Here is an 11,881-nt window from a genome sequence, read left to right as displayed (position 1 = left end):
AGTTAATGCAAAACGCAGATATAGCGATGTATTATGCTAAATCAGAGGGCAAGAATTCCTTCTCCTTTTTTAGGCCTGAAATGAAATCGGAGATCCTCAAAAATATAGCACTGAGCAAAAACTTACAAACTGCACATGATAATAATGAATTCTATCTTGAATACCAACCCCAATATGATATTCGCACAGAAAAAGTATTTGGCGCTGAGGCGTTAATTAGATGGAGACATCCCCAACAAGGGCTCATCAAACCACGCGAGTTTATTTCTGTTGCAGAAAATAATGGGATGATCATCCCAATTGGGGAATGGGTGATTAAGGATGTGCTATCGCTTCAAAATAATTTTGAAAATTCTTCCCGGCAAAGAGTTCGAATATCGGTAAACGTCTCGGGGCGCCAAATCAAAGACCCCCATTTTATAAAAAAACTTGATGAAATCATTACCACCTCAAAGATCAACCCAAATTGCCTTGAAATGGAGATCACAGAAGGTACTATTTTTGAGAATTATGACCAAACTGTTTCTGTTCTAAAAGAAATAAGATCCTTAGGTATCCGGTTAGCGATTGATAACTTTGGTACCGGCTATTCATCTTTATGCCATTTAGAAAGTCTTCCGTTTGACACATTAAAAATTGATAGTTCCTTTATCCATAGAATTTCAAATCCGAAGGTGAGCCCGCCAATATTAACAGGCATAATTTCAATTGCGGCTGACTTAGGTTTAGAGGTAATTGCAGAGGGAGTTGAAAACAGGACTCAGCTAGAATTCCTGAGGGCCAGTGGTTGTTATTTGGTTCAGGGATATCTTTTAAAACCATCTCTTGACCAAAACAAGTTTATAAACCTTTTAGCCAAACAACATATTGAATGAGCTACCCTCTGGTTGAGAATAATTTCGCAATAAATCCTTATTTGGAGTTCGGGTCCTTAGCTGTATTTTGCCAAATCCTTTGCCATTTCTCTCAGTCGTTTGTCTGCATGCTCAAAAATGGTATCTGATTCACCAGTCAGTACCTCGATCCCATCTTCAATGGTTTCGACAGCCCAGACGTGAAACTCACCATTTTTTACAGCATCTAAAACATCTTGCTTTAACATCAGATTATTTACATTGCTGGCCGGGATCATCACTCCCTGATCGCCTGTCAAACCTTTGAGTTTGCAAATTTCAAAAAAACCTTCGATTTTTTGGTTGACCCCACCAATCGCCTGCACCTCCCCTTTTTGGTTAACGGACCCAGTCACCGCAACTCCCTGCTTGATCGGAACCTCTGCCAATGCAGACAAAATAGCGTATAACTCCGTACTGGAGGCGCTGTCACCATCAATGCCCCCGTAATTTTGTTCGAATGCCAGGTGCGCGTTCAAGCTCAGCGGTTTATTCCGGGCAAATTTTTGAGCCAGATATCCAGAGATGATCAGAACACCTTTTGTATGGGTCGGGCCGCTCATATTGGCTTCACGCTCAACGTTGACCACGCCCTGCTTTCCCAGCCCAATATTGGCCGTTATCCGGCTGGGTTGTCCAAAACTGAGATCGCCTAATTGCAACACAGATAGACCATTGATCTGCCCAATCTTCTCCCCACCGACTTCAATCTTGATCTTGTCATCAGCAATCCTCTCCCGCAAACGATCCTGTATCAGGCTGGCCCGGTAATAACGTTCTTCAATCGTATTATTAATATGGCTAGCTGTAATGAGCTCAGCGTTTTCCTTTCCAGCGTAATAATTTGCTTCGCGGATCACATCAGCGAGATCGCCGAATCTTGTGGAAAGTTTTCTTTGGTCATCAGCCAATCTTGAACCATGGTCAACAATTCGCGCCAGACCAGATTGATCAACATGCCTGAGATTTTCATATTCACAAAGCGTACAAACAAAAGAGACATATTCCTGAATGCGCTCATCGTTTCGTTCCATTTGTGAATCGAAATCAGCCTTCACTTTGAACATTTCCCTGAAATCATCATCATGCGCCAGCAATAATTGGTATGTATCCGGACGACCAATTAAGATCACCTTCACATTTAGCGGGATAGGTTCTGGACGTAAACTTTTCGTTGTGAAAACGGAACGTTCCCCTGGTTGCTCAATGCTGATCTCACGGTTGAGCAAGCTACGTTTCAGGCTCTCCCAGGTAAATGGGTTTTTGAGCACATCTTCAGCGGGCAATACGAGATAGCCACCATTTGCCTGGTGTAGGGATCCACCTCGAATCAAAGTGAAATCTGTTACCAACGCCCCCATAAAGGCTTCTTGTTCTATGCGCCCAAAGAGATTTGTATAGGTTGGGTTTAGCTCTACTACAACAGGTGCCCCTTTAACTTTAGAGTTATCGACCAGCAAATTTACCTGATATTTATTTGTCTGTGGTTTTGCCGGGGCAGACTTCGGTTGAGTCTCCTCTTTTAGTTCTGTTTTGAATTGCGAAAGATTTTCCAGCACATCATGATGAAGGGAATCCAGATGAGATAATACATCTGGAATATCTTTGTATTTTTCTTTTAGATTATCTACGAGATGATGAAGCACAAAATGTGCCACTTCCTGGTCAAGTTGGGCATGTGCTTCTTGCGCTTTACTATCCAATTCCTGTGTTTGACGTACAGCCGCCTCTATCTCGCCCTGAAGTTGCTCCTGTTTCTTGAGGAATTGCTCCTGTTCAGCCTCATCCAGTTTTAGAAAATCTTCCTCGCTGATAGGCTTACCCTCTTTAAGCGGTAAGGCCATAATTCCCCTTGCGGACATTTGCAAATCGAAGCCCTTCTCTTTTGAGATTTTGCCAAGCTCCTTGAAGAGTTGCTCCTTTTGCTCTTGAAAACCCCCAAGAGTAGCCTCAAGCTGGGTACGATAGCTCTCACCCTCAAAAGCAGCTCGAATATCTGCCGTAGCCGATTTGTTTAATGATTCCAGATCTTTCTCGTATTCGGATGCTCTGCCAGCGGGCAGGCGAATGGCATGGGGACGGTAGTTATCATCAAAATTGTGAACATAGCACCAATCTGAAGGCGTTTTTTTATTAGTAGCAATACTCTCCAAAAAACGCTCTACTGCTGTTGTGCGCCCTGTTCCCGAGACACCAGCAGCGAAGATATTAAAGCCATGATCTTGAATGTCCAGACCAAAGCGCATGGCGTGAACGGCCCGTTCCTGGCCAAAAATAGTTCTTTGGGGTTTAACATCAGCACTACTTTTACAGCTCAACGAAAGTGGATCGCAGGTATTGTGTAATTTGCTGACTGCCAGTTCTTCAATCATGATTTTTCCTTTCTCCCATCTGCCCTTTGGGAGTATACCATTTTGGGAATTTATTAGCCTAAAAGCTTCTGGTTTGATGTTTTGAAAAGGGGATTTATTTCCTCTTTTGGTAGTAGCGACTAAAGTCGTAACTACAACGGATTATAAAAAAAATCGCGCTAAAAAGCGCGATTTTTGTGTGAGGGAAGGCGTAGATTAAGATGTTTTATTCCCAGCGCCAGCTCGTACCGTCCTTACTGTCTTCAATATTCACACCCAATACTTTGAGTTTATCGCGGATTTGGTCAGAGAGTGCCCATAATTTCTGGGTGCGGACTTCGCTGCGCACTTCGACAAGCAGGTCGATAAATTTATCGGCATCACCAGAGCCTTCTTTCTCAGCCAATTCAAGGCCGAGAACACCGGTTAGTTCACGCAGGGTTTCTTGGGCAGGCTGGAGTTGGTCGTCGGTTGCACCTGCATCACGTGCAGAGTTGACCAGGCGGACCAACTCAAAGAGATAGCCGAGTGCGCCAGCGGTGTTGAAATCGTCATCCATTGTTTCGGTGAAGGCTGCTTGCGTGGCCTCTATTTTGGCGGTTAATGCTTCGGTTTCTGTCCCGGTCGCATTGGCGGTAGCAGGTCGAAATGCAGATTTGAGTCGCTTGATCCCATTTTCAGCCGCAGCAATACTTTCATCCGTAAATGCCAGGGGACTACGATAATTGCCGTTCAGGACCAACATCCGCATCACGTCGCCTTCATGATCGACAAGGAAATCTTTGATCGTAACCAGATTGCCGATTGATTTGGACATCTTCTCCCCAGAGAGTTGTAACATCCCATTATGCATCCAGTAGCGGGAGAATGCTTTGCCTGTGAAGGATTCGGATTGGGCAATTTCATTTTCGTGATGGGGGAAGATCAGGTCGTTGCCGCCGCCGTGAATGTCGATGCTTTCGCCGAGTTCGTGGAGGCACATGGCCGAGCATTCGATATGCCAGCCGGGGCGACCACTTCCCCAGGGAGTATCCCAGGCCGGTTCTCCCTCTTTGGCGTTTTTCCAGAGGGCAAAATCCCCGGCGTTTTCTTTAATATCCTCAACGGCGATACGTGCACCTGCCTGCATCTCATCCAGTTTACGACCGGAGAGCTTGCCATAATCATCATCCTTGTGGACGCGGAAATAGACATCACCCTCAGCAGTATAGGCATAGCCTATTTCGATCAGTCCCTCGATCATGGCGAGGATCTGTTTCATTGTTTTAGGTTCGGTGGCACGCGGATTGACGGTTGCGGGGAGGATATTCAGATCGTTGAGATGATCTTTATAATCCTGAATATAGCCTTCAGCTAGCTCAAAGGGATCAACGCCTTTGGCGTTGGCGCGGTTGATGATCTTGTCATCGACATCGGTAAAGTTCATTGCAAATTTGACGTCGTAACCACGATATTGCAGGTAGCGGCGAATAATATCGAAAACCAATGCTGACATAGCGTGCCCAACGTGGGCATTATCGTAAACGGTCGGTCCGCAAACATACATGCGAACCTTGTCTGGTTCAATGGTTTTGAATTCTTCTTTTTTACGGGATTGGGTATTATATAGGCGCAGCATTTATTCTTCCTTATTATCAACCTGTTCACTTATGCGAGCGAAGATCATTCGTCCAGCAGCAGTTTGAAGCACTTTCGTTACGCTGACATCGCTGTATTCGCCGATCTCATCATGTCCATTCTCGACGACAACCATGGTACCATCTTCCATATAACCGACACCCTGATCGCGTTCTTTGCCTTCTTGAATAATATTGATGTGCAGGAACTCTCCAGGAAGTACTACTGATTTGACTGCATTCGCCAACTCGTTGATATTAAGAACGGTGACGCCTTGCAGCTCAGCAATGCGATTTAGGTTATAGTCGTTGGTCAGCACTGGACATTTGAGTTGTCGCGCGAGGACAACCAGCTTGCTATCCACCTCCCGAACACCGTCCACGTCAATATCACTGATGCGTACCATCACGTTTGAGTCTTTCTGCAAATTAGAGAGTACTTCCATACCCCTGCGGCCACGTTGGCGGCGCAATCCATCTGGAGAATCGGCGACATACTGTAATTCGTTTAATACAAAACGCGGAATAAGCAAGATGCCAGGCAAAAAGCCGGTGCTGGCAATATCAGAAATCCGCCCGTCAATGATCACACTTGTATCGAGCAAAATAGTGCGATTTATCTTTGACCAACTGTTCCCATTGCCATTTCCGCTATCGGTATTATCTCCGCGGTTTGTTATGGATGAGATCATACCCATGATGTCGCCTTGACGCATTACAAATATGGAAACACCCAAATATCCAAAGACTAAAACGCCCACGAAAGGAGCAATATCCCCAATAATATTGGGCAGCGTCGAAAGAGGGAATGCCAAAAGCGCAGCGACAATCAGCCCGCAAAAAAGTCCCATCAATGCGGCGAATAGTGTTTCAGCGGCGATCCGTCCCAGCAAGGAGCGGAGAGTTCGCATGGGGCGCGTTGTGACATAAGGCGTCAGGATTAGCCCGATCAACGCACCTATTAGCGCAAAGGTAATTACGTAAGTTGTCGTCAAAGATTCGTTAAGTTGACCGAGTTCAATCCCTGCATATGCGCCCGCGATTGTCAAACCTGCCATGCCAAAAAGACGGAAAATAATTTCCACACTCATAATAAGGCCTCCAGAAAAATAAAAAAATAAAAAATGCTTTTGGATAATAGCATGCCTGTTACTCTCCGTCAATCATATGCTTCTTTATGATGTTTATGAAAAAACATAAATTTTGTTTGTAGAATCGCTCATTGACCCTCTTTCTGTTTTCTCGTACAATCCAGCTATGTTAGTGAGTTACTTCCCTGTCTCTGGAGGCTTCTATCGCCCAGATCACGATCCGCCGTTTTATTATTAACCTGAGAGAGATTGTTATCTGCCTATATTAATTAGCCTTTAGATGGAGAAAAAATGATTGCAAAATTTACATCCCGTCGTGCTCCGATTTATGATGACATCCCTGACGAAAAATGGAATAATTGGCGATGGCAACTGAGCCATCGCTTGAACACTGTTGAAGAGATCGAAAAAGTTTTTAAATTGACCGATAGTGAACGTAAAGCACTCGCGACCCAAAACTTGTTTCGGGTTGATATTACGCCTTATTTTATTTCTCTAATTGATCCCGACAACCCGAATGATCCGATCCGCAAGCAGGTTGTCCCCACGGCAACTGAGATGGTTCCCTTCACTGCGATGATGGAAGATTCTCTTGCAGAAGATAAGCATTCTCCCGTTCCAGGATTGGTACATCGTTACCCGGATCGTGTGTTAATGCTTGTCACCACACAATGTGCCACTTATTGTCGTTATTGTACGCGCTCTCGTATTGTTGGTGACCCCTCTGCGACTTTCTCTCGGGATGAGTTTGAGCAGCAAATTGAATATCTCAAAAACACACCTCAGGTACGTGATGTGTTGCTCTCTGGTGGTGATCCGCTTGTGCTGGCGCCAAAAATCCTTGAAGAGATTTTGCGTCGATTGCGCGAAATTCCCCACATTGAGATCATTCGAATCGGTTCGCGTGTACCGGTTTTTCTGCCGATGCGCGTCACCAGTGAATTGACCGAAATGCTTGAGAAGTATCATCCGCTCTGGTTGAATATCCATGTTAATCATCCCAACGAAATTTCAGAGGAATTGGCCGAAGCCACCGACAAACTTGCCAAGGCAGGCATTCCTTTGGGAAATCAATCTGTGTTGATGGCAGGTATCAACGATTGCTCTCATATTCAGAGAGACCTGGTACAAAAGTTGGTCCGGATCCGTGTGAGACCTTATTATCTTTACCAGGCCGATCTTGTTGAAGGCGCTGGCCATTTTCGTACACCAGTTGCCAAAGGAATTGAGATCATTGAGGCTTTACGTGGGCATACCTCTGGCTATGCAGTTCCCCAATTCATTGTGGACGCGCCCGGAGGAGGTGGTAAAATCCCGCTTCAGCCCAATTATTTGCTGAGTTCGTCGGATCATAAAATAGTCTTGCGTAATTATGAAGGTTATATTACAACCTATGAAGAACCTTCAGAATATCAACACCATAATCCAAAGACTTGTGCCTATTGTCAAAACAAACGTCCTGAACCTGGGCAAAGCGGAATTGCGGGATTGTTGGATGGCGAACAGATGTTTATCAAACCAGAAGGATTCGACCTGCTTCATGAGCGCGGCGGTATCCAGCATCGTCTTAAAGACGATGCGAAGTGGCAGCCGCTGGGCATTGGAAGTGGGAAATCTGAAAAAGATTCATAAAAGGAGTACCTATGAATATGCTCAAGAAATATAGTTTTGTTACCATGATTTTGGCTGCCGCTTTTTTACTTTCAGCTTGTTTCCCTTCCGGAGCAACGGATGGCTCAACTATTAATTCGACCCAGGCCGCAGAGTTGATCGAAACTGCCGTTGCACAGGCCCTGAACGCCCAGGCGACCCAAAATGCTGCTGCTGCTCCGCAAGCGACAGCAACGCCAGTGGTATCTGAAGAAACTAGTACCCCTACTCCCACGCCAACCCTCACTCTCGTTCCAACCATCACACCTCTTGTTCTCGTGCCGACTGCTACCGTGGCAAGCGGCGGTGGCGGTGGTGGTGGTGGCACGACATATACCCCTCTGAAGGAAAACTGTGACCCAGATCTAATCAAACGCCCCTTTGATAATACTGAATTGCGCCCCGGTGACCCATTTGATATTAAATTCACCATTGAAAATACAGGCACAGAGACCTGGCCGGCTGGTTACGATCTTGTTTTCTTTTCCAGTACAGATGGTACCGATTGGATTAACGGTGGCTTTACCACCTTGCAGCTCGGAGAAATGAAACCAGGAGACCGATTCAGTGTTGGCCCCTACGACGCAACAACGCCTGCTGGAAAAGGTTTCCATGTGATGACCTTCAAACTTCAAGGAGGCTTTTGCTGGCCTTACGTTGCGATCAATGTGAAATAAGCATATTTGCATAGAATAAACTTAAAAAATCTGCACTTATGCATATTCGAATTTACAGCCAGAGATGAGGAGGCAGCCGAGATGAAAAACAAATCTTCTATCTATACTCTTATAGTCTTGGTTCTTGTTCTCTCTGGCTGTATGCCTACTACACCGGAGGCACCTTTTGTTTCTGTTGAGACTATCGTGGCGGCGACCTATGCCGTGATACAGGCACAGACAGCAGCAGCAGAAGCAGTGATCCCAACGGCAACACTTATCCCTCCAACACCTACAAAATTGTTTGCCACATTTACTCCCATCGCCACATCTACAAGCTTTATCGTTTCGTCTCTCACTCCTGTGCCGACCGCAACCATGCCTCCTTCACTTACGCCAACCAATGTTACGAGTGGTTCTGGCGATATCCTGTATTCATGTGAAGTTGTTGGCTCATCGCCTGCAAGTGGTTTTGAAGTGAAGAAAAATAAAGAGTTTACCTGGACCTTACACGTAAAGAATATAGGCACCACAATATGGAGTGGTGGGGATACAAAACTAGCTCATATCAAAGGGGCAGAATACTATATATTAAAAAGAGTTCTAATAGAAAAGACTACCAATGCCGGAGAAATAGGTGAATTTAGAGTTGCGTTGTTTGCTCCTGAAGAGCCAGGTAGATACTCATCCACCTGGACAATGCGCAGAGGCATCAATGATTTTTGCGAAATTAAATATCAGATATATGTGGTGAAGTAGCTGATCTAGAAGCCGTCAAACACGATCACCAGCAAGAAGAATAATATCTCCAAACCCATCATTCCTGCCAAAATATAAACTACGATCATCCAGCCCGGCGACTTACTGGCTAATTTTAACCTTTCGCCTTCTGCCAATTGGCGGACGGCTTTCGCCGCGTCTGATGCACTTTTCATCCAGAGCCAGTCGGATGCCTCACTCGATTCACTCGGGATAATCAGCTTGCTCCCGTTAAATTGACGCAGCCATGCCCTTAACTTTTCCGTTGGTTCAAGAGCCAGATTCTCTGGCAGGATCACCGCTTGGACGCTTTTTCCCGTCTTGGCAGGGATGGATTTGTCGGCTGGATGAATGAGCAATTTTAGTTGTCGAGATTCTTTTTCCATGGCGGCAGCAAGTTGATTGGCGAGCGTACCGCTCCCATCGTCGATCAGCATGACAGTGAAATCGGCATGTTTCTTCTCCAGATTTTCGCTGGCATGCATCCCGTCCCGCCGCAGGCTTTGCCAATGGTAGGCCAGCAAGCCGCCGAAAAGGATCAGCATTTGAAGGGTATTTAATAGATCTGTGGTGAACCCGCTGGGAGTTGCGCCAAGTAGTGCTTCAAAAAGTAGTGATGCCAATTGTACAGCGGCGATCATTCCGCCCACCACGCCGATGAAGAGAATCAGATAGAGATAGGTTTTTCGGACAAGCGAGCGGCGCGCATGGTTGCCAGCATCGTCAGAAGCAAAGGCTTCAGCCTGCATTGGGCGCCAGGTGAGCAGCCAGAGGGGCAGCCCAACGATTAGTGTTGCCAGTGATGAAGCCAGCTGTGGACGTAAATTGCCCACCCAAACACCCGTGCCGATGGTCGTGTCGATGACGAATGAGAGCAGCAAGGTGATGCCGGTGAAAGTTGCTCCCAGCCCGATCAAAGCAAGAATATAGGTGTAGAGCCGATTCATCCCGGCACGACGCGGGGCATCTGGTAAGGCCTCGAGATCACGTTGGAGCCAATATCCATAATAGGCCCAGACTGCCCCAAGCGGGATGCCAATGGAAAGGGGCTCATTAATTTCGCGCATTAATTCCTGGAAGCTGCTGATTTCGCCAAGAATCATTTGCAGAAAATTATTAACGACAATCCCCGTGACCGAGAGGACAAAGATCACACCTGATAAAGAGAGTAGATAGAGCACACCCAAACGAAGTAAAGAGGTGCGTTCAGCTTCGTCGCTGGTCGAATCTTGGACAACTTTCCAGGTCCAGAGCCAGAGCGGCACACCGACGAGAGTCAACACAAGACCATTGGCAAACCAAACATCATCAGTGTAGTATGTGGAACTGGTAGCCGAAGGACTTAGCAGGTAGCGCAATATCTGTTGCACGCCCGCAATCGACATAATCAGTGAATAGAATACCCAGATATATCTGTAAATGCGGCGGGTAATTTGTAACGAAATACTATCTTTTACGCTTTGCCAATCCGCACGTAGAACAGAGATGAAATAAGTTGCTAATAAGGCATTCATCAAGGCAGCGATCAGGTTATCGCTTAGGTTTTGAGAACCGCCAAAAACTGCCCGCGATACAGATAGATCGAAGGCAGTCAGTATTAACCGATTGAGAAAGGCCAGACCATTTTGCACGAGGGGAACGAGCAACGCAAGCAATGCCGCATAAAGGAAAAAGGCACGCACGCCAGATTCGTGTTCGCCTGCATCTTTTTTAGCGCTGCGCTGCGCTGCCCACCAGTGGATCCCGAAAACCGGGACACCGACCAGGATCAACGCGAGGGCTTGTGCAAGTTGATCCACACCGCCGCCAACTGAATCTGAAAATATGGAGCGAGCCAATCCGATCAATCCCCAGAGCACCACTTCCATGCTGATGAACGCGACTGCATAGAAATATAAACGACGAATTGTTTTCATTTCAAACCTCCGAATCCCCTCTCCCAAAAGGGGAGGGCCAGGGTGGGATGTTTCTAATTATCTTCCTGATACCAATTCCAGGACCAATAAGAATAAGGCATCTGGAATATTTTCCATTCACCCTCCTGCTTAATTAATAACGCAGATTCAGAATAGCTGTATTGGTCAAAAAATGGCCCTCTGTTACTCTCAGTAATGGTGATCGATACCGAAGCCGTGTCTTCGCTGATCTCAACTTCACCGATCTGTAAGCCCCTTCTTCCGTTTCTATCTATGAATAGGTCCTGACGAAACTCGTCGTAGTCGGGCTTATTTTTCTTATCTGCCAAATAGTCATATGCTCTTTCATAATCCCCTTGTTCCAGAGCAATAATATAATTGTGGATGATGCCCTCGGGGGTATTATCAGAAAGGTAAGTGGTTGTATCCTCTTTTAAAAAGAAAACACCCAGGGATAAGGCCACAAGCAGGCCGATTACTACCAGGATGACGGTTAGAAAACGATCTTCTTTCATGGAATACCTCCGTACGTTATATTAGGGAAGAGGGATTTGTCTCCGTTTACTGGAACGTTGCCCTGGCCTTAAGGCGATCACGAGAAATGGGCCTAGTGCGGGGATCAGCAATGCGAATAATTCCCAAGTGGCATATTCGCCAAAACTGAGCTTGCGGCCTCGCAAATAAAAAATAGCCAGCAGAAATTGGATGATCAAAAAACTGAATAGGATAATGCGCAGGGTTTCTGGAGTCATGGTACTCCAATTGTATGATATTTTCAATAAAATGCAAGAACAAATATTCTGTAAAAGGGGATATATAAAAGCCTTGCAAGAAATTTTTCGCAAGGCTTTTATGTTTTGCTTTATCTCCCCCGCTTGCGGGGGAGATGCCCTTTAGGGCAGAGGGGGGAAAGCCTTTAAACCCAGCCGCGCAATTCCATCGCCTTGAC

The 11,881-nt window shown here is 46.0% G+C and carries 10 protein-coding genes; 4 read left to right on the top strand and 6 right to left on the bottom strand.

Translation table 11 applies throughout. The features are described 5' to 3' along the window. Positions 1-875, top strand: an 875-nt coding sequence (locus AC3DOM_RS06350; RefSeq protein ID WP_487918190.1) for a putative bifunctional diguanylate cyclase/phosphodiesterase, incomplete at its 5' end; no start/stop codon positions are given. 56 nt (positions 876-931) lie between these two features. Here the strand turns inward: AC3DOM_RS06350 and AC3DOM_RS06345 are convergent. The 3 genes from AC3DOM_RS06345 to AC3DOM_RS06335 all read right to left on the bottom strand — a co-directional run bounded on the left by AC3DOM_RS06345 (position 932) and on the right by AC3DOM_RS06335 (position 5,951). Beyond that, complete coding sequence (locus AC3DOM_RS06345; RefSeq protein ID WP_487918189.1) at positions 932-3,265, bottom strand: Lon protease family protein; 2,334 nt, start codon at positions 3,263-3,265, stop codon at positions 932-934. Between the two features lie 205 nt (positions 3,266-3,470). Next, the gene (gene cysS, locus AC3DOM_RS06340; RefSeq protein ID WP_487918188.1) at positions 3,471-4,862 is read right to left on the bottom strand and encodes a cysteine--tRNA ligase; all 1,392 of its coding nucleotides are present in this window, start codon (positions 4,860-4,862) and stop codon (positions 3,471-3,473) included. Then, positions 4,863-5,951, bottom strand: coding sequence for a PIN/TRAM domain-containing protein (locus AC3DOM_RS06335; RefSeq protein WP_487918187.1), 1,089 nt, complete (start codon positions 5,949-5,951; stop codon positions 4,863-4,865). A 291-nt stretch (positions 5,952-6,242) separates the two neighbouring features. On the opposite strand from AC3DOM_RS06335, the gene kamA reads away from it, so the two are divergent. The 3 genes from kamA (at position 6,243) to AC3DOM_RS06320 (ending at position 9,016) form a co-directional block, all read left to right on the top strand. Further along, positions 6,243-7,583 carry a lysine 2,3-aminomutase gene (gene kamA / locus AC3DOM_RS06330; protein WP_487918186.1) on the top strand — a complete coding sequence of 447 codons (1,341 nt, stop codon included), beginning with the start codon at positions 6,243-6,245 and terminating at the stop codon, positions 7,581-7,583. An 11-nt stretch (positions 7,584-7,594) separates the two neighbouring features. Then, a complete protein-coding gene (locus AC3DOM_RS06325; RefSeq protein WP_487918185.1) occupies positions 7,595-8,278 on the top strand; it encodes an NBR1-Ig-like domain-containing protein in 684 nt (227 codons plus the stop codon). Positions 8,279-8,359: 81 nt separating this feature from the next. Continuing rightward, entirely contained in the window at positions 8,360-9,016 is a 657-nt protein-coding gene (locus AC3DOM_RS06320) for an NBR1-Ig-like domain-containing protein (RefSeq protein ID WP_487918184.1), read from the top strand. A gap of 5 nt (positions 9,017-9,021) precedes the next feature. Here the strand turns inward: AC3DOM_RS06320 and AC3DOM_RS06315 are convergent, their stop codons facing one another. Genes AC3DOM_RS06315 through AC3DOM_RS06305 form a run of 3 tightly spaced genes read right to left on the bottom strand, consistent with a single transcriptional unit; the run spans position 9,022 to position 11,684 of the window. Then, on the bottom strand, positions 9,022-10,932 hold the full coding sequence (locus AC3DOM_RS06315) for a DUF5671 domain-containing protein (protein WP_487918183.1): 1,911 nt from the start codon (positions 10,930-10,932) through the stop codon (positions 9,022-9,024). A 53-nt stretch (positions 10,933-10,985) separates the two neighbouring features. Next, the gene (locus tag AC3DOM_RS06310; RefSeq protein ID WP_487918182.1) at positions 10,986-11,447 is read right to left on the bottom strand and encodes a nuclear transport factor 2 family protein; all 462 of its coding nucleotides are present in this window, start codon (positions 11,445-11,447) and stop codon (positions 10,986-10,988) included. A 21-nt stretch (positions 11,448-11,468) separates the two neighbouring features. After that, positions 11,469-11,684: a hypothetical protein gene (locus AC3DOM_RS06305; protein ID WP_487918181.1), complete on the bottom strand. Its 216-nt coding sequence runs from the start codon at positions 11,682-11,684 to the stop codon at positions 11,469-11,471. Positions 11,685-11,881 lie beyond the last annotated feature (197 nt).

This window comes from Candidatus Desulfolinea nitratireducens (assembly GCF_982879505.1).
Note: the sequence above shows the minus strand (reverse complement) of the source record. Positions and strands in the feature narration are given on the sequence as shown.

Excerpts from the sequence above, each read along its gene's own strand:
- AC3DOM_RS06320 (WP_487918184.1), top strand. The coding sequence starts at position 8,360 with ATGAAAAACAAATCTTCTATCTATACTCTTATAGTCTTGGTTCTTGTT.
- cysS (WP_487918188.1), bottom strand. The coding sequence starts at position 4,862 with ATGCTGCGCCTATATAATACCCAATCCCGTAAAAAAGAAGAATTCAAA.
- AC3DOM_RS06335 (WP_487918187.1), bottom strand. The coding sequence starts at position 5,951 with ATGAGTGTGGAAATTATTTTCCGTCTTTTTGGCATGGCAGGTTTGACA.
- kamA (WP_487918186.1), top strand. The coding sequence starts at position 6,243 with ATGATTGCAAAATTTACATCCCGTCGTGCTCCGATTTATGATGACATC.
- AC3DOM_RS06305 (WP_487918181.1), bottom strand. The coding sequence starts at position 11,684 with ATGACTCCAGAAACCCTGCGCATTATCCTATTCAGTTTTTTGATCATC.
- AC3DOM_RS06325 (WP_487918185.1), top strand. The coding sequence starts at position 7,595 with ATGAATATGCTCAAGAAATATAGTTTTGTTACCATGATTTTGGCTGCC.
- AC3DOM_RS06310 (WP_487918182.1), bottom strand. The coding sequence starts at position 11,447 with ATGAAAGAAGATCGTTTTCTAACCGTCATCCTGGTAGTAATCGGCCTG.
- AC3DOM_RS06315 (WP_487918183.1), bottom strand. The coding sequence starts at position 10,932 with ATGAAAACAATTCGTCGTTTATATTTCTATGCAGTCGCGTTCATCAGC.
- AC3DOM_RS06345 (WP_487918189.1), bottom strand. The coding sequence starts at position 3,265 with ATGATTGAAGAACTGGCAGTCAGCAAATTACACAATACCTGCGATCCA.